The following is a 21,825-nucleotide window of genomic DNA, read 5'->3' on the forward strand; positions in this document are numbered from 1 at the left end:
AGTCGTTTGTGCCACGCCGAAATGCCACCTGCCCATTAATATCAGTTTCAAAAATGCGACACACCTTTGTCATACATGCCCCATAAACTGTTTCTCAAAATCTGGTCTAGACCAAATGATTGCTAATTATTAAATAACTTTTCTTGGGGATGACATGAACAAACTGACACCGATAGCCGCGGGCATATTGGCCATGACAAGTTTTTCTGCGCTGGCAGATGGCTCAATTACAGGCTTAATTACGGATGCATCAGGCACGCTATCAGGCGCTAAAATTTCAGTGGTGGGTACTAAATCAACCACATCGACCGATTATCAGGGGCAATTCAATTTATCGCGCCTGCCTGCGGGCACACACACGCTGCGTGTGGAGTATCTGGGCTATCCGTCTGCTGACTTTGATATCACGGTCGTGGATGGGGAGGTTGTGGATTTGGGCAGTTTAAGCCTTAATCGTAACGACAATACACTGGAAGAAGTGGTCGCCGTGGGCCATATGCGCCGTGGTGCTATGAAGGCCATCAACATTCAAAAAGAGTCCGACAATATTAAAAATGTACTGTCGGCGGATGGTATAGGTAAATTGCCGGATCGTAATGCGGCGGAAGCCGTGCAGCGTATGCCGGGCGTATCCATTGAACGGGATCAGGGGGAAGGTCGCTTTGTGGCTGTTCGTGGCTTGCCGGCTCAATGGAACTCTACGTCGATAAACGGTGATCGCTTACCGACCGCGGAAGAAGAGACGACCAGCCGTGCGGTGGCCTTTGATTTTTTCCCGACCGATATGATTGAGCTGGTGGAAGTATCCAAAGCCATTACGCCGGATATGGAAGGAGATGCGATTGGCGGTAACATCAATTTTGTGACACGCCGGGCACCAGATGAGCGCCTGCTTTCTGTGAATGTGGGCGTGGGAGATTCTGAGAAAGCCGAAGGCGGCAGTCATTCCTTTAACCTGCTCTACGGTGACCGCTTAGCCAATGATAAGTTTGGCTTTTTAATTAACGCCACCGCCTGGGAACGTGACTGGGCGACTGACAACTATGAACCACGCCGCGAAGTAGATGAAGAGGGCGTCGCAGGTGTACACAGATTAGAACTACGTGACTACACAGGAACGCGCAAAACCTACGGTCTGAATATGTCGGGCGAATACCTGCTGGATAAGGGAGTTGTCTATGCTAAAGCCATGTATGGCACCTTGTCGGACGTGGAAACCCATTACAAGCATCGAGTGCGCTACAACAAAAATCGCGTAGAGCTTCAGCATATTCATGATGAACTGATCACCGAGATGACGGGGTTTGAGTTTGGTGGTGAGTTCGACATCGACTTCAATACGCGTCTGGAATGGAAGCTGAGCACCTATGAGAATCAGTTTGAGTATGGTGACATTCCTAATGGTAAAGACAATGCCTATTATGTGGTTAAGTTTAAACAAGGTGTCGAGTTTGATGCTGATGTGGGCATGCGCGATGGCGAAAACAAAGAAACCGGCCTGATCTATAACACCATAGATGGCGGCACCGATCCGGCGCACCAGATTGGCATGCATCTGCCGGATGACTGGGTGATGGATCCCAACAAAGCCGTGCTGGCAGATGTTGAGCTCTATGGGGTAGATATTAAAGAAAAAGACAAAATCGTCGCCCAGTTTGACCTGATCCACACATATTCAGACCAGCTTGAGTTTAAAACTGGCTTTAAATACCGAGACAAAGAACGTAATGCCAGCTTCTTCGATAAGTTTTACAGCTGGAACGACGACGAGTTTGGACCAACGCCGACACTGGCGCAGGTAGCAGATGAGTTAGGCGTCAGCTTAGTGGATCAACCTGGTCGACGTGACTACCTCGATAACTATGAGATTGACTATCAAAAGCACTTCTCAAAAGTGATCCCAGTGAATGATCTGAAGCGCTGGTGGGACGAAAATAATCACAAGTTAAATTACGACCTGGACGACTCTGAGGTGGTAGAAAACGGCGGTGGTTTAAGTCGTAACTTTGACCTGGAAGAAAGCCATTTATCTGTCTACGGTATGTCGACTTACACGCCTTCAGAGCGCTGGACAATCTTAGGTGGCCTGCGTGCAACGCAGACCAAAACGGATGTATTTGGTTATGTGGCGGTGAAGAATGATGACGGAACCCGCGTTGAACCAGAGCATGGCGGTAAAGACTATTGGTCCGTGTTGCCTTCAGTACATGTTACCTATCATCAGGACGAAATGACCAATGTACGACTGGCGTTGACTCGTACGTTCGCCCGTCCTGGTTTTGGCCAGCTATCACCGGGCAGCACGTACCTGGAAATTGAAAACCAGTTGCGCTCAGGCAACCCTGAGCTGGACCCGACTTACTCAAATAACCTTGATTTGATGTATGAGCACTACTTTGATAATGCTGGCGTTATCTCCGCAGGGTACTTTTATAAACAGATCATCGATCCGGTTTTCTCTCAGAGCTATCAGGGCACTTATCGGGGCAATTCCGTGACGGTGAAAAGCCCGCTGAATGGCGATGATGCCTGGTTGCATGGGATTGAGTTCAATGCCAACTCCAGTCTGGCATTTGTCAATGAGTCATTCGATAACTTTGGTATGAGCGTGAACTTTACCCTGATGGATTCAGAAATGGACATCCCGGGTCGTGACGATAAAGTGAAGATCTCCCGTCAGGCCGATGCGCTGTATAACGTTGCTTTTTACTATGACAATGGTGACTTTGCGGCGCGTATTGCAGTGAACCATAAGGGGGAGTACATCGAAGATCACGGCGATAACACGACGCTGGACACGTATTATGGAGATTATACAAGCGTCGATGCCACCGCGTCTTACTACCTCAACGACAATGCCATGATTTATCTGGAACTCAACAACCTGACCGATGAGCCGCTACAGTATTTCACTGGATCGGAACAGCGTCCGAACCAAATCGAATACTACGGTATCCGTGGTCAGATTGGTTTTAAATACGATTTCTTTTAATCGCACTGTCAACTGGGAAGGTTAGCCTTCCCAGTCTTCTTTTTCAGGTAATAGTGTTATGTCATTCATCAATCGCGTTATTCAGCGCAGCCACACCTGGGTGTTTGTTGTGTATGCTTCTTCGGCGGCATTTATGACTTACTTCTGCATGTATGCGTTTCGTAAACCCTTTTCTGTTGGCAAGTTCGAGCAGGTTGAGGCGTTTATTGGCGTGCTTGATTTTAAGATAGCGCTGGTGCTGGCTCAGGTGTTTGGCTATTTGTTGTCTAAATTCATAGGTATCAAGGTGGTATCCGAGTTAACTGCAAATCGCAGAGCGCTGGCCATACTGACACTGGTGATGGCCGCGCAGTTAGCGCTGGTGTTATTCGCACTGGTACCGGAGCAACTCAAACCGCTGATGATGTTCTTAAATGGCGTGCCGCTTGGCATGATCTGGGGGATTGTTTTTAGCTTTTTAGAAGGGCGAAAAACCTCTGAGATCCTCGGTGCGTTTTTAAGTGTGACCTTCATCGTGGCATCGGGTTTGGTGCGCACTGTGGGGCAATGGCTGATAGTCGATCTGAACGTAACAGAATACTGGATGCCAGCCACAACCGGGGCCATTTTCACGGTACCTTTATTTGTATCGGTGTATTTGCTGGCGCAAACCCCGCCGCCTTCGCTGGACGACCAAAGTGCAAGGCAAGCCCGTGCGCCTATGAATGCTCAGCAGCGTCTGGCGTTTTTCCTCCGTTATGCGCCGGGCATTTTACTGCTTATCACTAGTTTTTTGCTGTTTACCGGTTTGCGAGATTTTCGCGATAACTTCTCTGCGGAGATCTGGCAGGCACTCGGTCACGGCGAAGAGCCTGCGATTTTTGCCTATGCGGGCATTCGCATCGCCGGTGTCGTGTTGTTTGTGCTCGCTGCTATGGTGATGATTAAGAACAACACCAGTGCGTTTTTAAGTAATCATGGCTTTATTTTGTTGGGTTGCGTGCTGCTTGGAGGCACCACCTATGCGTTTGAGCAGCACTGGATAGACGGCAAAAGCTGGATGGTGTGGCTGGGTGCCGGACTGTATATCGCTTACATCCCTTATAACTGCTTTTTGTTTGATCGCATGATTTCAGCCGTAGGCTCAACGGCGAATGCGGGTTTTTTAATTTACCTCGCCGATTCAGCGGGTTACCTGGGGAGTGTCAGCATCTTGTTGTATCGCACATTTGCCTCCCCGGAGATCAGCTGGCTCGCGTTTTTTATTCAACTTTGTTACCTGGTAGCAATCCTTGGTGGCGCGCTGGTGGTTGGCTCTATGGTGTATTTCAGTATCCGCCTGTTACGCCGGGGCCACATGCCACTGACCAACTCGCCTTCACGGCCGGCATAAGCGCCGCACATTATCATAAGGAAACCACATGAATCATATTGAAGCTGTCATTTTAGACTGGGCTGGAACTGTCGTGGATTATGGCTCTGTTGCCCCCACTACCATTTTTGTTGAGGCCTTCAAGCAGGCTTATGACTTTGATATTTCTCTAGCAGAAGCCCGTGTACCAATGGGCATGGGCAAGTGGGATCACATAAAAACACTTGGTCAGCTGCCTTCGGTTGATGCGCGCTGGCAGGCACAGTTTGGCCAGGCCATGAGCGATGACACGGTCGATACTATTTACAACACTTTTATGCCGTTGCAAAAAGCCAAGGTGGCGCAACATGCAACGCCGATTGCCGGTGCACTTGATACCATCGGCTGGTTACAGGCGCAGCAGATCAAAGTGGGTTCTTGCTCAGGCTATCCACGCGAAGTGATGGAGATCCTGGTACCAGAAGCGGCAAAGCAAGGGTATAGCCCGGACTGCTGGGTCGCCAGTGACGACACCATAGGGTCAAGACCGGGTCCCTGGATGGCATTAGAAAATGTACAGAAGTTGGGGATCAATGACGTGGCCAACTGCATCAAATTTGACGACTCAGCGCCGGGTATTACAGAAGGGCTACGTGCAGGTATGTGGACTGTGGGTCTGGCGGTCACTGGCAATGCCATCGGTTTAACCGAAGCTGAGTGGCGGGACCTGACGGCTGAGCAGCAAAGTGTGCTGAAAGAAAAAGCTTATTCTGAGCTGTATCAGGCTGGCGCCCATTTTGTGGTCGACTCTTTGGCGGATGCCATTCCCGTGATCCAGCAGATCATGGCGAAACGAGCCAGACACCAGCGCCCATGAGCCACAGTCAGCCATTTTGGTTCAGGCAGGCGCAGGCGTTGACGGACGACAAAACAACCAAGCCATTAACTGCCCATATTCACAGTGATGTGTGTATTGTCGGTGGCGGTTATACCGGGCTTTGGAGTGCCATTAAAATAAAGCAACAGTCGCCCAACACCGATGTCACCCTGGTTGAGAAAGGCCGCTGTGGCGAAGGGGCATCCGGGCGCAACGGCGGTTGTATGCTGACCTTTGCGACTAAGCTGAATACCTTGCTCAGGCTGTTTGGTGTTGAAGAAGCCATTCGTCTGGTACAGGCATCCGAGCAGGCGGTATTCGATATTCAGCGATTTTGTCATCGCTACAATATTGACGCTGAGGTGCGCGCTGAAGGCGCGCTTTACACTGCCACCAATGCGGCACAGGCGCAATCTTTGTCACATCCAGTGTCTTTGCTTGAACAGCATGGTATCAATCGCTGGCAGGCGTTAGCGCAGGCTGATGCCATCAGGCTTTCAGGCAGCACACAAACCCGTGCAGCGATTGCCACTGATGCCGCAGGCAGTGTGCATCCGGGCAAGCTGGTGCTGGGCCTCAAAAAAGTGGCCCAGTCGCTGGGCGTGAAGATTTATGAGCAGTCACCTATGACGGGGTTGCAGGGCAGCACTAATCCGACGGTTGAAACACGCCTCGGTAGCGTGAAAGCAAAGAAAGTGGTTATCGCCATTAATGGCTGGATGGGGCAATGTTTCCCGCGCTTTAATCGCCACTATGTACTGGTGTCTTCCGATATGATGATCACCCGGCCGATGGGGCAAGCCCTGGCCGACATAGGCCTGTCCCACGGTAAAGCGGTGGCTGATTCACGTATTTTTGTACACTATTACAGAACCAGTGCGGATGGCCGCCTGATGCTGGGTAAGGGCGGTAATCTGTTTGCTTATGGCAATAAAATGCTCAGCGCATTCGACAAACCCAGTGGTTTTGAAGCCATGCTCAAAGCCAGCTTTCGGCATCTGTTTCCTGCACTGGGTGGCGCGTTTGAAACGAGCTGGACAGGGGCGTCAGACAGGTCTGCTACCGGCCTGCCATTTTTTGGCCGACTGAATGGTAACCCCAATGTATTTTATGGGCTGGGTTATTCGGGCAATGGTGTTGTACAAAGCTATCTGGGTGGTGAGATCTTGTCGTCGCTGGTATTGGGGTTAGACAATGCCTGGGCACGCAGCGGTCTGGCACAAGGACCGCTGGGCACATTCCCGCCTGAGCCAATACGTTATTTAGGGGCGCAACTGGTAAAACAGTCGGTGCAGCGTAAAGAGCGGTGTGAAGATGCCGGCCACTCCCCCTGGTGGCTTGATATGCAGTTATCAAAGCTGGCGGCCGCCGCCGGTAAGGCTGATAAATGACAGACACCATAGATGAAATTGCCTGTTTGTTTAGACTGTTCGGTGACAATACTTACGGCGAAGCATGCACACAGATCAGCCATGCAGTCAGCAGCGCCTGGCATGCACAACAGCATCAGGCAGCGCCTGACATGGTGTGCGCAGCATTTTTGCATGATATTGGCCACTTTATCGCGGACAAAGCTCAGTTAGAGGGGCTGGACCAATGGGGGCACAGTGAGCATGCTGACATTGCCAGTCACTGGCTCGCACAAAAGGGGTTTCCCGCTAGCGTTTATTTGCCAATTCGCTATCATGTGCAGGCAAAACGCTACGCTGCCAGAATAGCTGGAGCCCGGTGCTTATCTGACGCAAGCTGGCAGACCTTGCAACAGCAGGGCGGAGCAATGACTGACAGCGAAGCGCGTGCGTTTGAAGCGCTCGGCTGTTTTGCTCAGGCGATGGAACTGCGCCGATATGACGACTCAGGCAAACCCAGCCACATCATCGACACAGACATTGCACCCTGGCTGGCGCTGACCACTCAGGTGTTAACAGGACAATAGGGACTTATGCTGCTTTATAAAGAAATCAGGCAATATTTATTTGCGTTGATCGCCGATCATCCCGAGCTGAAAAAGCTGCCTTCCGAGCGCGAGCTACAAGATACGTTCCGCTCCACCCGGATCACTGTAAGAGAAGCGCTTATCAGGCTGGAAGCCGAAGGCGTGATTTATCGTCAGAACCGTAAAGGCTGGTTTATCTCTCCACCCCGGCTGAAGTGGGATCCGGTTAAAAAGGTGAACTTTTACCAGCTTGCACAGGAGCAGCAGTTTACGCCATTAACCCAGGTGGTGTCCTTTGAGACAACCCTGGCTTCGAATGTCGTCAATCAGGCATTTGCAGTACAAAGCCCGGCAACGTTCCATGCCATTTGCCGGGTGCGCTCTTTGGATGAACGTCCTGTGATGGTTGAAGAGATCTACTGTTTGGCCGCCCAGTTTGATGATCTGGCGTCTAAGTCCTTAGAAGGCTCGGTGACCACCATTTTTGAACGAGATTATGGGATTAACGTGACCCATGAACGCAGCAGCCTGGTTGTCACAGCTATTCCCGATGACAAAGCTGACCTGCTTAACGTGAACAGTGGCGCGTTATGCCTGAAGATAATTCGCCATCGCTTTAATCAGGCCGACAAGTTGGTCGATTACAACATAGAATACTGGGTACACAGTGCGATAGAAATCGAAGTGGACAGTCAGTAGGTTGACTCGCTGTTTGACCCATAAAAGGCCGCACATTGCGGCCTTTTTAGTGGCTTATGGTGGAGTTTATTCCCAGTATTTGACCTCAGCAATCGCGCTGATAAGTCGTGCTATGTCTTCGGGGTACACGGCGCCGATATTGCCAATTCGAAAGCAGTCTGCGTCGGATACTTTACCGGGGTAAATCACAAAGCCCTTAGCCTTCAGAGCTTCATAAAAGCGTTTAAAGTCATAGTTAGGTGCCGTGGGGGAGTAGAAAGAAGTGATGATGGGCGAGTGCAAATTAACCGGTAACAAAGGCTCAAATCCTAATTCCTGCATGCCCTGACATAACAGCTGCTGATTTTGCATATAGCGCGCCTGTCTGGCTGCTACGCCGCCTTCATCGGCCAGCTCAGTGAGTGCCTGAGCAAAGGCCCTGACCACATGGGTTGGTGACGTAAAGCGCCACTTGCCATTCGATACTTCCATGGTATGCCACTGATCATACAGATCCAGGCTGAGCGACTTTGCATTGCCTTTACAGCGCTCAATGGCTGCTTGCTTGCCGATCACAAAGCCAAAGCCTGGGACACCCTGAATACACTTATTGGCGGAGCTGATTAAAAACTCAATATTCAGCTTTGCCACATCCATAGTGATGCCGCCAAAACTCGACATAGCGTCAAGGATAAAACGCACCTCATAATCGCTACATAGTTGTGCTACGGGCGCCAGGGGGTTGAGCATACCTGTGGTGGTTTCGCAGTGCACCATTGCCAGGTGACTAAACCCGCCAGTAGCCAGCTTTACAGCAATCTGTTCTAAATCTGGCAGCTGGGTTTCTTTAAAGCTCAGCACTTCATGCGCCAGGCCAAGTATCTGACAGATCTCTGCCATGCGTTTGCCATATGCGCCATTGTTGATCACCAGTATTTTGTCTTCGGGCAACAGGGCGCTGCCAAGCACAGATTCAACAGAGGCGGTGCCGCTGCCTTGCATCAGTACGCTGGTGTAACCGGCTGAGGGGGTTGCCAGCTTAATTAATGTACGGCGGATTGTTTGGACTACGTCCAGGTTATAGTCATCATCCCAGGTGCACCAGTCTTTCAGCATTGCTTGTTTCACTGTATCTGAGGTGGTTAACGGGCCAGGTGTTAAGAGTAAGTAGTGAGTCATAATGGGTATACCTCTGTTGGTCTAGACCAAATTGTATGAAGCCCAAAGTGTTTAAACAATATGGCACCGTCACCTTTCACAGAAATGTCATGTTAAAGGGGCAAGCACGCGCTGTGTGCGAGGTCGCTTAAAGCAGGATAATTATCTGTATTTATAATTGGTTACATTTATTTCAGCGCACAGGTATCGCCCTACCTGAAGTGCTATGTTGTTTTATTACTAAATCCCTAAAAAAGGTAAAAGTAACGCGCAGTTAGTCACTTAGGGCTTACCGGGCCGTCAACGGTGTCACTTCAGTCAGAAGCAGGTATGCACTTTTGTCAGCTCAGGCTCATTGAGAATATCTTGGTTAGTAAAATAGATTGTTGAAATTTCATCAAAAATGAGACAAGTTTGGGCCCGATGTATTGGAAGAAAAAGGAAGGAACGGGTGAAAATACAATCAACTATGAAATATACCCTGTGTGCCATGCTAACAGCACTGGCTGGTCATAGCTTTGCGGCGCCAGACCGATTGCTTGCCAATGACGGCAAGGCGGAAGACTATTTTGGCTATGGTGCAGCGATTGACGGCAACACGGTTGTGGTGGGCGCGCACAAAGCGGATATCAATGGGATTAATGACGGCGGCGTGGGCTATGTCTACGTATTAGGGGAGAAGGGCTGGCAGCAACAAGCTAAGCTGGTTGCAAAGCCTCTGTCTGCTGATGACACCCTGGGTGGTAAGGTGGTCTTAAAGAATGACATCGCCATGCTCGGCGGTATGAGACGAGATGACAAAGGCAAAGATGCCGGTGCGGTGGTGGCCTTTGCGCGTAAAGCAGACACATGGACACAAACTGAGATTTTCACCGCGCCAGATGCCAAACCGGGCGATGCCTTTGGCCAGAGTGTGGCATTTACTGACAAAGTGCTGGTGATCGGTGCTCCACGTAACGATGCAAAGGCGAATGATGCCGGTGCTGCATATATTTATATTCGCTCTGGTGATATCTGGCGCTATCAGAGCAAAATCATGGCCAGTGATGGCGCGGCAGGCGATCTGTTTGGCATCGACGTCGCAGTTGATGGCAATACCATAGTCGTTGGCGCTGACTTGCATGATAAAACGGCAGAAAACGCCGGAGCCGTATACATTTACGTGCAAGACGGGGAGCAATGGCATCAGCAGGCCAAGTTGATGGCGTCCGATGGCGGTGATACCGATATCTTTGGCGTCAGGGTCGCAATTTCAGGAGATACGGCACTCATCTCGGCACGACGCGATGACGTAGAGGGTCTGGGCGTGGATGCCGGCTCTGCCTATATTTTTGAGCGCAACGGCACACGCTGGACCGAGGCGCAAAAACTGACTTCTCCTGATGGTGCAGCTGATGATCGCTTTGGCCGCGGTGTGGCACTCAGTGGTGACATGGCGATCATCAGTGCGATGAACCATGACGCACAAGGCAAAGACACCGGCGCGTTATATGTTTATAAAAAGCGCGCTGATGGCTGGCACTATTCATTCAAAGTGGTCGCTAAAAATGCGCAGCCAGGCGATCAGCTCGGCTGGAATGTCGGCCTCTCCGACGGTAAAGCTGTGATAGCCACTCCACATCATGACGCCAATGGTAAAGAGTCCGGTGCGGTCTACGTACAGGACCTGAACCAGTACAGCGCATTTCATATTGAAAACCATATTTCTGTCGCGGAGAAAGGGAAAGTGAAGTCTACGCGGTAATGTGATTTCACTATATGGGGGGAGTAAATCGCTACAGTAAGAAATAGAATCTTAGGTTATTTTCGACTGGGCTTCAGGGTGAAGCCCTTTCTTTCAGAGCTGAATCGAAAAATTAATTTTTTTCTGAGATACAGTCTTTTAAGTATGAGAGCAATTCATCTTTGTTACACGGCTTAGATGAAAAATATGTTCGAGCTTTTGCTAATAGTTTACCTACCTCAGGTCCGGGAGCCAATCCTAATATGGTAATAATATCATTTCCCGTTATGGGGATAACTAAGGTGCTATCATCAAGCATTGACTTTTCTATGAGCCTGGTAGCTTCGAACTCAAAACTAAAGCCGTCTTCAAGTATTTCTAGTGCTTTGGTCCATCGGCGTAGGTTTCTGTTTCTGAACTCAACTGTGTTCAATGAGTTTCTTCCCAAACGTATTTTGATATCTTCGATTAGAGGATCAAATTTTGCTGCTGGCCATGAGCGCTTTAATCTATTGTGCCATTCAGCTGCATAGTATGCACAGTTCTCTGAATCCTGTTCTAAGCTTCTAACTACTTCTTCTATTTTTTTTAGTAAAGAAGTCGCTTCAAGAACTAATTGTGTGTAGCAAGCTGCCCAGTCTTCATCTTTATTTGGTATTGAAGTGCTACATGCCCCTCTACACCAACTCTCTGCTACACGCCTAGTTTCGGCATCGGAGTTTTCAAAACCTAAGTTGTGATGCAGTTCTGTCCTGAGTGAACGAACAACCTCAAGATGCTCGTCTATGATACTTTTATCTACAACTGAATAAGTTTGCCCTAAGTCTTTTAGAAATTTTATACTTACACGACCACTCTCAAAATACAGGCAATATAACCAAGAAGTAGCCCTAATAAACGATGGCTCCGGACTATTTCGGTTAGGTAAAGCTACATTTTGTTCCTGAAACGCATGAGTATGGATAATGCTTTGAGATAGCCGATTAATACGTTGGCTAATAATAAGGATTTCTTCAAAACTCATTACCTTACTCCTCTTCTTCGTACAGGTTCAGCGACTGGGCCGATAAAGTTAAATGCGATGTAAAAGCCTCCTCTGATTTGGGCTCCACGCCTAAATTCTTGCTCTGGAAAATCTTTTTGAAAAATATCGATCTGTTGTCGAGTACCCTCAACTTGCACGCGAGCTTTCCCTGAGTTATTTCTATCATTTTGCGTTATTTTTCCATAAAACAGCTTTGGTTTTCCATCGGAACCAGTCCATAGGTGATGCTTAATTATCCTCCTTGGGTCGCTAAAAGCTGTATCACGGCTCAAGTCTCGCCAAATTTCAATAGCTAGGTTCTCTCGATTTGATCTCCAACGAATAACTGCTTGTAAGTATTTGAAACGATTATCCCCATTATCGCCCTCTATACTCTGCAAGTGCTCTAGTATGTTAGATATACTTTGCAAGTCTTGGGCGTCATTTGGTATGGCGGATTTTTCTTTATCAAATAGATAGCTACGTGTTGCTACTAGCCAATGCGCGCGCAGCAAATATCTAAGGCTACGAGAGTCAAACTTAATATCCTCCCAGTTGCTTTCTAGGAATGGAATAACTTTACCTGCTCGGTCAATATCCTGTTGTTTTTCTTCTTTGTTTCGCAGTGAACCGCCCAGCTTATGGGCCCTTAGATAAAATCCAGCTGGAGAATTCATTAAGTCCAATTGCTCAAGTGCGTGCTCTTCGAGCTTTTTGTCTTCCAGTACTAATGAGAGTTTATGTTGACGCTCTAAATATTGTTGTCTTTGGACTGAGTCTAGTTGCGTGTCATCGACCTGTTCTAAACTATCTAGAATATCGGCTACTAATTCCGCGTGATGAGTGAGCTCCCATGTTCTTTTTTTTAGCAAGTCATGAGGCACCCACAAGCTGACATCAATTGCATGGTATGTGTCTGCCACATTTCTAGCGGATTTCGCTGAAGCTCGGGCTGCTTCGTAAAACCCCCAAATTTCATGTTCTGCCATAGGCTCTTCGATTTGTTGTACAGCCCTAAAACCATAAATTGCTGCCCTCTCAACTCTTAGGTTTGCACAAGCTCGCTTTAAACCCGGAGAGCTACTATCACCAAATTGAGCTAAAGCAAGATCAATTATTTGGCGAGCATCGTCCAGTATTTCGCTAGTATCTAATTGATCAACTGCACTTGGTGCCTTTATTGCTCTACGCCGAAGAGTTGCTTCTTGCAACATCAAACTAGGATCTGCAAATCTCCGTTGATTTCTCATGTCAGTCAATGCTAATGCTATATCGTAATACCATTCTTGATATCGCGTATTGAAGAGACCATCGACACCGAGCCGATTAATTAGATCTAACAGAAATCTCTTTTCACTATTTGAATTTGAAACTGATGTCGGGTTTGCTGCCTGTATAAGCTCTACAACAATCGCCGCTTCGGCGGCTGTGCTGCCTAACCTGCGTGCAGTTATCAGCTCTGCTTCGACTTGCAGCCTTGGGTGAATAAATACGTCATCATATTCATTGGAGCTCCAACGAAATAAGTCGATTTCAGAAAATAAGCAGCTAATATCTGTTTTGTTGTCGCTACCTTCAACTAGTCTCATTAGCAGACTTATTGGGACTGCAACATCTAGCTTTCCTGCCATCATTACACAATCTACTATCTTGGATGCGCCGTCAGAGACAACTCCCATGAATTCATTTAAACGCTTTGCTAGTAGCTCTATTGGCGGCGATTTGTAGCCTGCATCGATAAAGGCTTGCGCAAATGCGTTATTGGACTTTATTGAACTTGTTCTTTTTTGATGTCCTTTTGTGCGCAGAGTGCTTTCCATAACATGGGCTTCTTTACCTAGGCCTTGAGCAAGCTGATATCTCGATGTTGGTAAGAGTCTGTATATTGTAGGAAGTAGATAGGACGTGTCTGAAATTTTGTAATCTTGATCTGTATATTCTTTAAGAAGTGTTACAAGAATGGTTCTCTCTAATTCATTCAGCTCTGCATCGGCTTCAACTAGCTTCTGACGTGAATCAGATTCGATTTTTATTCGGTAAGTGCTACCAACAACAATAACTTTTCTACCTCGACTATAAAAGCCCCGAACAAGGTCTTGGTACCACTTCATTGGAGCATTGGCGTCGCAAACTATGAGTGTACATGCGGCCCCTACGTTTTCAGATAACAAACAAAAATCATCGAGTTCCTCTACTGAAGGCACTCTTTTTGCCCTGCTAGATAACAGTACGGGAAACTCGTATTCTTTACGAATATTATATGCAAGTTTGGCCAGCGATATGCTTTTCCCTGATCCAGATTGGCCATGAAGTAAAATAGGTTCTTTATTTTTAGTTGGATCAGAAAGCGCACTCTTGACTATATGTAAAAGCTCATCGTCAAACTGGCGATCTATGGAGAAGCCTCGTTGTATGCCTTCAATGATGTTTAATGAGCCTTCACTGTGCCCATGGAACTTTCTAAATTCGGCAAAATTCAAGTCGCTTGCTAGAGGCTCAGGAGCCGCTAACCAAGAATCTTCAATAATGCTAGCGCCTGTAGAAGTTTTAAGCCTAACAGATGGGTCAACATCTAGAGTGCGGTCTTTGATAGTAACGCAACTCGGAAGGAGAGTGTGTGCTACATCTTTTAGAGGTAGCTGCCCGAGTTCTTTTAATGTAGATACAGCAGAAGATAGTCTTTCAGGTATAAATGTTATAGGACCATTTGGTTCAGACAACATCTGCAACAAGCTACTGTTTTTATTTTCACTTGAGGACCATCCGAACCACAAAACCTGTCCAGGTTTAAACTTTGCGAGCACACCATAAAGATCTTCTGGATCAAGCCAATCATCTTCTAAACTCACACCATCTATTATTAGTGTTCCAATTGACGTTGTTGTATCGTAAAGCCTACTCAGAAGGGGAGAAGCGTTACTAACTCTTCGTTGATAGTATTGCTGAATGCTTGAAGGGGGTTTTTCATTATCAGCTAGTTCCCCTGCAACTCCATAAAGGTAAGTCAAATGTAAGTTATTTTTCTGACGAGGAGAAATGAGGGAGTGCGAATTGCACAAGACAGACTCAACATCTCTGATTCCTGTTCTGAAAAAAGATGGAAGGGTAGGGCTTATGTGGCTTGTAAATACTGCATTCCAGGGTAATTGAGCAATATTTTCAAACCAGTCAGGCTCAATTTGCATCTGATAGCGAGCAGCTATCCACTCATAAAATTTATCATCAAGCTGTGTTTTATTTAGGAGCGATGATAGAGAAGCTGTTTGATTTAAGGGTATCTCCAATTGAAATCTTTCAACAGCTGATTGGATTACTGGGTCTGGGTGTTTACCAGTAGATAGGAATCGTTGACCTGCCAAAAGGACAAGCGGTCTTTTTTCAAGAACGGTTTCAACTAAAATTTGAAGGTCGGATACTGATCGCATAGCTACCTTAATAATGTTATTACTATGTCGTATGCAACACCTTGAATGGCAACTTAAATTTCACAATTTGTATGCAGAAAGAGGCTGTGATAACTAAGTGTTAAGGTATCGGTGAATACTTATTGGTTAAAATACTAACAGGCTACACTAAGGTTTTACAGGTTATTTCATCGTAACATTAAAGTTTACCTAAATATTTTCATGATTGAAGTAAACTGTCATATTGACTTAAGTTTAGCAGTAGCTACTACCTCTGTTGCGATTTAGTTCGAATGAATACTAACAATTCATGTTTAAAGTGGTACCGGAATAGTTAATACATTGTTGAGTTTCTTTAGGCTCAACAATGTATGCATGTTTGTTATATTGCAGGAATGACTGCGCTTAGCGCATAGTAACAAACTCTTCAGACCCTGTTGGGTGAATCGCCACTACCGAGTCAAAATCCGCTTTGGTGGCGCCCATCTTCATGGCCACACCAAAGCCCTGGATCATTTCATCTACGGCAAAGCCGATGCCGTGCAGACCGACGATTTTTTCGTCCTCGCCGGCACACACCAGTTTCATTTTGCAGGGCTGGCGGTGCTGGGTTACCGCGGTATACATGGCCGCAAAGGTGGAAGTGTATACCTTGATGTTGTCTTCACCATACTGTTCGATGGCTTCTGGCTCGGTCAGGCCGATGGTGCCGATGGGCGGGTGGCTGAAGACCACGGTTGGGACCAGGTTGTAGTCCATTTTTGCGTTGGGCATATCCGGATTAAACAGGCGCTCTGCCAGCATACGGCCAGCTTTAACCGCGACAGGCGTCAGCTCAATGCCGCCGTCCATAATGTCGCCCAAAGCATAAATGCCAGATACCGAAGTGTTCTGATATTCGTCTACTTTGACGTAGCCGCCTTCTGTGATGGTCACATCGGTGGCAGCCAGGTTGATTTTATCAGTCACTGGCTCACGACCAATCGCCCAGATCACTTGCTCAACCGTGTGTGATTCGCCGTTTTCTAAGTGCAGGGTTACGCTGCCGTCGTCGTTTTTGCTCAGTGATTTAGGTACGCTGTGAGTGTGTAGTTTGGGCCCTTCTTTGTCCATGACTTCGGTCAGGGTGTCGACCAGGATAGGGTCAAAGTTACGCAGCGGGGCATGCTTACGCACAAACAGATGTGTTTCTGTGCCCAGGCTGTGTAGTACGCCTGCCAGTTCAACGGCAATGTAGCCTGCACCAATCACAGCCACGCTCTTTGGCTGTGCCTTGAGCTCAAAGAAATCATTAGAATCTATGCCCAGCTCCGCACCCGGGATATTTGGAATCGACGGGCGGCCACCCACGGCGATACAGATATGGTCAGCGGTGTAGTGCTCGCCGTTAACTTCTACCGTGTTGTTATCAACGAATTTGGCAAAGCCGTTGATCACGGTCACGCCATTGCTGGCCAGGTACTTATTATAGCCCTGGTGAATACGGCCAATGTAGGCTTCGCGGCTTTCAACCAGTTTGCCCCAGTCGAAGTCTTTAACTTCTACATCAAAGCCATAATCCGGTGCGTACAGCTTAATGGCTTCGGCCACCTGGGCACCGTGCCACATCACCTTTTTGGGCACACAGCCCACGTTTACACAGGTGCCGCCCATATGCTTAGCTTCGATGAGTGCCACTTTGGCGCCACGCATTGCAGCGCGGTTGGCTGAGGCAATACCACCGCTACCGCCACCAATGGCGATATAATCAAAATGTTGTGCCATGATTAATTCTCTATAAATGCTGATAAATGGCACTAGCTTAACACTATATTAGCCGGGGCAAAGTCCGGTGGGATAAATTTTTCCGATAGAGGCCATCGCTTTTTTCGATGGCACACGGGTAAGGTCCATCAGGTCAAACTAACACCGACTGAACAAACCCCGGTTTAATTTGTCTGGATTGGCTGGTGTACCTTGTTTTTTTTAAAGAAACACCCCAAATACAAAAGATAATCAAAGATCAACAGAGAGGCGTTATGACTAACCCGTTAATTGGCATGGAAGGCTTGCCACCGTTTTCAAAAATTAAACCAGAACACGTTGTGGAGGCACTGAAACAAGCCATCGCACATTGCCGAGACACCATAGACGAGGTGCTGAAAAACGATTCATACAGCTGGGAAAACCTGGTGCTGCCACTCGAAGAAGCCGACGATAAGCTGTCGCGCATGTGGTCGCCGGTTTCGCATATGCACTCGGTGGTTAATAACGATGCATTACGTCAGGCATTCGATGCTTGTCTGCCTTTGATCTCAGAATACAGTACTTATGTAGGTCAACATCAGGGCTTATATCAGGCATACAAGTCGCTCAAAGAATCAGACACCTTTGCAACACTGAGCACTGCCCAGCAAAAAACCTTAGAAAACGCATTGCGTGACTTCAAGCTGTCGGGCATTGCGCTGGCACCAGAACAGCAAAAACGGTACGGCGAGATCAGTGCGCGTTTGTCTGAGTTGTCGTCTAAGTTTGGCAATAATGTGATGGATGCGACACAAGCCTGGACTAAGCATGTGACCGACGAAGCTGCATTATCAGGTCTGCCTGAGTCCGCACTGGCACTGGCGGCACATACAGCGCAAAGCAAAGAACTTGAAGGCTGGGTGTTCACGCTGGACATTCCTTCGTACCTGCCGGTCATGACGTATGCCGATAATCGTGAGCTGCGTGAAGAAATGTACCGTGCTTATGTGACCCGTGCGTCTGATCAAGGTCCGAATGCTAAAGAATTTGATAACTCAGAATTGATGAGCGAAGAGCTGGCACTGCGCCATGAACTGGCTCAGTTACTGGGTTTTGACAGCTATGCGCATAAATCACTGGCCACAAAAATGGCACAATCTCCTGAGCAGGTATTTACTTTCCTGAACGATTTGGCGCTACATGCCAAGCCTCAGGCCGAAAATGAGCTGGCTGAGTTAAAAGCATTTGCTGAAAAAGAGTACGGAGCTACAGAGCTGGCTGCCTGGGACTATGGCTATTATGGCGAGAAGCTGAAACAGGCCAAATATGCTATTTCTGACGAAATACTGCGCCCTTACTTCCCGGCAGATACCGTATTAAACGGCTTGTTCGAAACCGTGAGCCGTCTGTTCGGCATTAAAGTGACTGAGATTCAGGACTTTGATACTTATCATCCGGATGTGCGCTTCTTTGCAATTCACGATGCACAAGGCACTTTGCGCGGTCACTTCTATCTCGACCTGTATGCCCGTGAGCACAAACGTGGCGGCGCCTGGATGGACGACTGCATGGGTCGTAAAGTACGTGTCAGTGGCGAGTTACAAACGCCGGTTGCCTACCTTGTGTGTAATTTCAATAAAGCGGTAGGTGATAAACCTGCGCTGTTTACTCACAACGAAGTAACCACTTTATTCCATGAATTTGGCCATGGTATTCACCATATGCTGACTCAGGTTGATGCATCAGCGGTTGCGGGTATCAACGGGGTTGCCTGGGATGCGGTAGAGCTGCCAAGTCAGTTCCTGGAAAACTGGTGCTACGAAGAAGAGGCACTGGCGTTTATTTCCGGTCATTATGAGACGGGTGAGCCATTACCAAAAGCACTACTGGACAAGTTGCTGGCGGCGAAAAACTTCCAGTCAGCCATGCAGATGTTACGTCAGTTAGAGTTCTCGTTGTTCGATTTCCATATCCATGCAGACTTTGACCCGGCTAAGCCATGCCAGATCCAGCATACTTTGAATGCGGTCAGAGAGAAGACTGCGGTCGTCAAGGCGCCGGAATTCAATCGCTTCGCACACAGCTTTAGCCATATTTTTGCTGGTGGTTACAGCGCTGGTTACTACTCGTATAAATGGGCTGAAGTACTGTCGGCTGACGCATTCTCGCGCTTTGAGGAAGAAGGGATCTTTAACGGCCAGACAGGTTCCGACTTTATGCAGCATATCCTTGAGAAAGGGGGATCTGAAGATCCTATGACGCTGTTCACTCGTTTCCGTGGCCGTGAACCCAGTGTCGACGCACTGCTGCGTCACAGTGGCATCGAAAAAGCGGCATAAGCCGTCTTTCTGGCGGCTTTTTGAACACCTGTTCCCCGCATGCCGCCAGACCTGACTTAAAAACACCACATAAGTCGCTTGTGTGGTGTTTTCCATTCGCAAATTAGACAGTTCGCGCTATGCTGTTTTAGAGAACCAACCTTGTAGGGACCGCTGCATGAGCAATTTAGTACTGGCCATTGATGACGATAAACTGGTACATCACATTGTCGAACAATCCTTATTGCACAGCTGTAAAGTTATCCACGCATACAGTGGCGAAGAAGGGCTGAAAATGGCCCAGGAGCAACAGCCGGATATTATTTTGCTCGACATAGAAATGCCTGGCCCTTCGGGCTTTGAAGTGTGTGAGCGGCTGAAAGCGAACCCTCAGTTGTGTGATATTCCGGTGATGTTTTTGTCGTCTAAGAGTGCCATTTCTGAGCGAATGCGCGGCTACAATGCTGGCGGGGCCGACTACATTGTTAAGCCTTTCGACAGCGATGAAATGCTGGCGCGTATTAAGGTGTTGGATGAATATCGCCGCCAATCGCTCAAGCTTAAGCAGGATGTGCAAAAAGCACAGATCACTGCCGAAATCGCGATGTCGGATTCTGGCGATATGGGTCGGATCATGCGCTATGTGGGTCAGTCATATCATGCTCATGACCTTAATACCCTGTCTGAGTACTTTTTTGAATTTTTTGTACCCCTGCAATTGCAGGTTGCGGTGGCATTTTGGTATCACGAAGGCGAAGTCTTTTATTCTCAGGAAGGCGCCATTCAGCCACTGGAGCAGGAGCTGCTTGAGAAACACCGCGATGGCGATCGCTTTGTGGACTTTGGTCGTCGTACCATTATTAACTATCCCAAAGTATCTCTGCTGATCAAAAACATGCCGATGGACGACGTAGGGTTATACGGCCGTTACAAAGATTTGTTGCCGCATATTCTCGAAGCCACCAATGCTAAAATCAAGGATATGGAGGTCAGTGAGGTGGCATTGAACAAAGTAGAGCAAATTGGCCTGGCGTTTGAATCGCTGAGCGATCAACTCGGTGATGTTGCCGCGGCATTTAACAGCAAACTGACCGAGTTTTCAGAGTATGTGGCCGATGAGCACGTCAATGGCAAGCAGGCTGAAATAAAACAATTGTATGAGCACTTTTCACTGGTTAATGATGAATTCTCGATTATTCGCTATAAACTGGGTGAAATCACCGAAGTTCGGCATGAACTTATCCAGAGTTTAAATCAGATGGCTAAACCCTGGGGTGAAGAAGACGTGCCAGCACAGACAGATATCGAGCTGTTTTAATCGCAGCTCGGCATGTGTAAGACAGAGATTTCATAACCGTGATGATCCAGATATAATCTCTGCGTTACTATTTGCGGAGCCTGCTGTTGATCATCCATACCCCTTTTGCCGAAAACCGTCCTTATTTAGCGCGTATTGAACAACAGTTTGCCTTGCAAACCTGGCAGCAGGACAATCCTAATTTTCGTTTAACCTTTGATGAGGCCGGATTGCAGCTATTAAAGCTTGATGAGCCTAAGCTGGGGGGGATCAGGGTTGACTTTGTTACGGGAGCGAGCGCACATCGTCGTAAGTTTGGCGGCGGTAAAGGGCAGGCCATAGCCAAGGCAGTGGGGCTAAATAAAGGGGCTACTCCTGTGGTACTGGATGCCACTGCGGGGCTAGGGCGAGATGCCTTTGTGTTGGCAGCGCTGGGCTGTGAAGTGATCTTACACGAGCGTCACCCGGTTGTGGCGGCATTGCTGTTTGATGGCCTGGAGCGCGCTTATCAGGACGCTGAGATAGGCAGCTGGATGCAGCAAAATATGCGTATGGTGTTTGGCTCCAGCCACGACCTGCTGGCACAGAGCGAGCTACAGCCAGATGTGGTGTATCTGGATCCTATGTTTCCGCATCGTGAGAAATCGGCGCAGGTTAAAAAAGAAATGCGGGTGTTCCAGTCTTTGGTAGGCGGAGATGCCGACGCCGATGCCTTGCTACCGTTTGCTCATGCACTGGCATCGAAACGTGTGGTGGTCAAGCGACCCGACTATGCGCCATTTTTGAATGAGCAAAAACCCAGTATGCAGATCGAGACCAAAAAGAACCGCTTTGATGTTTATGTTAAAGCGGCAATGAAGTAATACCAATCTCCAAAACTTTGCCTGTTATCTCGTATTCGATTTGAGCGCTAAGAAACAGGCGGCTCATCCGGTCATCCCGTACTTGATGCGGAAACTACCAGCAGACGGCTCAGCAGATCATCCATGGCACTAACCCTAAACCCACCCCCAGTCATCCCGCACTTGATGTGGGATCTATCAGCAAGCTGCTCAGCAGATCACTAATGGCACCAACCCCAACCCCACCTCCGGTCATCCCGCACTTGATGCGGGATCTACCAGCAAGCGGCTCAGGGGGTATTGGTGGTCCATATTAAAATGCTAATGGTTCCCGGCTCGGAGGCCGGGATGACGAAGGTTCGGAGGCAGGGATAACTGAGAGGCCGAGATGACGAAGGTGGTCAATCATCGATACCGTATGCAACGGTATTGAGCTGGTATATCGGCTGAGTAGCGAGCGGTAGAGCCACACAGTCAGAACCACAGTCAGAACCACAGGTAAAGTCATAAAAATGGATGTC

Annotated in this window: 14 protein-coding genes; 10 read left to right on the forward strand and 4 right to left on the reverse strand. The window is 48.1% G+C overall.

All coding sequences use genetic code 11. The annotated features are described in order from the left end of the window. The first annotated feature begins 154 nt into the window (after positions 1-154). The 6 genes from NH568_RS06725 to NH568_RS06750 are packed head-to-tail and all read left to right on the forward strand — an operon-like array spanning position 155 to position 7,834. A complete protein-coding gene (locus NH568_RS06725) occupies positions 155-2,992 on the forward strand; it encodes a TonB-dependent receptor (RefSeq protein ID WP_253045992.1) in 2,838 nt (945 codons plus the stop codon). Positions 2,993-3,050: 58 nt separating this feature from the next. Next, positions 3,051-4,364: a DUF5690 family protein gene (locus tag NH568_RS06730; RefSeq protein ID WP_253045993.1), complete on the forward strand. Its 1,314-nt coding sequence runs from the start codon at positions 3,051-3,053 to the stop codon at positions 4,362-4,364. Positions 4,365-4,392: 28 nt separating this feature from the next. Then, positions 4,393-5,199 carry a phosphonoacetaldehyde hydrolase gene (gene phnX / locus NH568_RS06735; protein ID WP_253045994.1) on the forward strand — a complete coding sequence of 269 codons (807 nt, stop codon included), beginning with the start codon at positions 4,393-4,395 and terminating at the stop codon, positions 5,197-5,199. Continuing rightward, positions 5,196-6,590 (forward strand): FAD-dependent oxidoreductase, encoded by a 1,395-nt coding sequence (locus NH568_RS06740; protein ID WP_253045995.1) that lies wholly within the window; start codon positions 5,196-5,198, stop codon positions 6,588-6,590. The genes phnX and NH568_RS06740 overlap by 4 nt, the downstream gene beginning before the upstream one ends. Next, entirely contained in the window at positions 6,587-7,135 is a 549-nt protein-coding gene (locus tag NH568_RS06745; RefSeq protein ID WP_253045996.1) for a phosphohydrolase, read from the forward strand. The genes NH568_RS06740 and NH568_RS06745 overlap by 4 nt, the downstream gene beginning before the upstream one ends. 6 nt (positions 7,136-7,141) lie before the next feature. After that, a complete protein-coding gene (locus NH568_RS06750; protein ID WP_253045997.1) occupies positions 7,142-7,834 on the forward strand; it encodes a UTRA domain-containing protein in 693 nt (230 codons plus the stop codon). 66 nt (positions 7,835-7,900) lie between these two features. Here the strand turns inward: NH568_RS06750 and phnW are convergent, their stop codons facing one another. Beyond that, positions 7,901-8,995 carry a 2-aminoethylphosphonate--pyruvate transaminase gene (gene phnW / locus NH568_RS06755; RefSeq protein ID WP_253046172.1) on the reverse strand — a complete coding sequence of 365 codons (1,095 nt, stop codon included), beginning with the start codon at positions 8,993-8,995 and terminating at the stop codon, positions 7,901-7,903. Between the two features lie 427 nt (positions 8,996-9,422). Here phnW and NH568_RS06760 point away from each other — a divergent pair, with 427 nt between their 5' ends. Further along, positions 9,423-10,715 (forward strand): FG-GAP repeat protein, encoded by a 1,293-nt coding sequence (locus NH568_RS06760; protein WP_253045998.1) that lies wholly within the window; start codon positions 9,423-9,425, stop codon positions 10,713-10,715. Positions 10,716-10,827: 112 nt separating this feature from the next. Here the strand turns inward: NH568_RS06760 and NH568_RS06765 are convergent, their stop codons facing one another. From NH568_RS06765 to gorA, 3 genes are all read right to left on the reverse strand, one after another. Continuing rightward, the gene (locus NH568_RS06765) at positions 10,828-11,718 is read right to left on the reverse strand and encodes a hypothetical protein (protein WP_253045999.1); all 891 of its coding nucleotides are present in this window, start codon (positions 11,716-11,718) and stop codon (positions 10,828-10,830) included. Next, on the reverse strand, positions 11,718-15,143 hold the full coding sequence (locus NH568_RS06770) for a hypothetical protein (RefSeq protein ID WP_253046000.1): 3,426 nt from the start codon (positions 15,141-15,143) through the stop codon (positions 11,718-11,720). The genes NH568_RS06765 and NH568_RS06770 overlap by 1 nt, the downstream gene beginning before the upstream one ends. A gap of 384 nt (positions 15,144-15,527) precedes the next feature. Further along, positions 15,528-16,886 (reverse strand): glutathione-disulfide reductase, encoded by a 1,359-nt coding sequence (gene gorA, locus NH568_RS06775; RefSeq protein ID WP_253046001.1) that lies wholly within the window; start codon positions 16,884-16,886, stop codon positions 15,528-15,530. Positions 16,887-17,140: 254 nt separating this feature from the next. Between gorA and prlC the strand changes: the two genes are divergently transcribed. From prlC to NH568_RS06790, 3 genes are all read left to right on the forward strand, one after another. Then, positions 17,141-19,186: an oligopeptidase A gene (prlC, locus tag NH568_RS06780; protein WP_253046002.1), complete on the forward strand. Its 2,046-nt coding sequence runs from the start codon at positions 17,141-17,143 to the stop codon at positions 19,184-19,186. A 157-nt stretch (positions 19,187-19,343) separates the two neighbouring features. Continuing rightward, positions 19,344-20,483 carry a response regulator gene (locus tag NH568_RS06785; protein ID WP_253046003.1) on the forward strand — a complete coding sequence of 380 codons (1,140 nt, stop codon included), beginning with the start codon at positions 19,344-19,346 and terminating at the stop codon, positions 20,481-20,483. 86 nt (positions 20,484-20,569) lie between these two features. Continuing rightward, positions 20,570-21,325: a class I SAM-dependent methyltransferase gene (locus NH568_RS06790; protein ID WP_054014482.1), complete on the forward strand. Its 756-nt coding sequence runs from the start codon at positions 20,570-20,572 to the stop codon at positions 21,323-21,325. Positions 21,326-21,825 lie beyond the last annotated feature (500 nt).

Origin of the sequence: Pseudoalteromonas sp. XMcav2-N, from assembly GCF_024124545.1 — a bacterium.
In the GTDB taxonomy this organism is placed as follows: Bacteria; Pseudomonadota; Gammaproteobacteria; order Enterobacterales; family Alteromonadaceae; genus Pseudoalteromonas.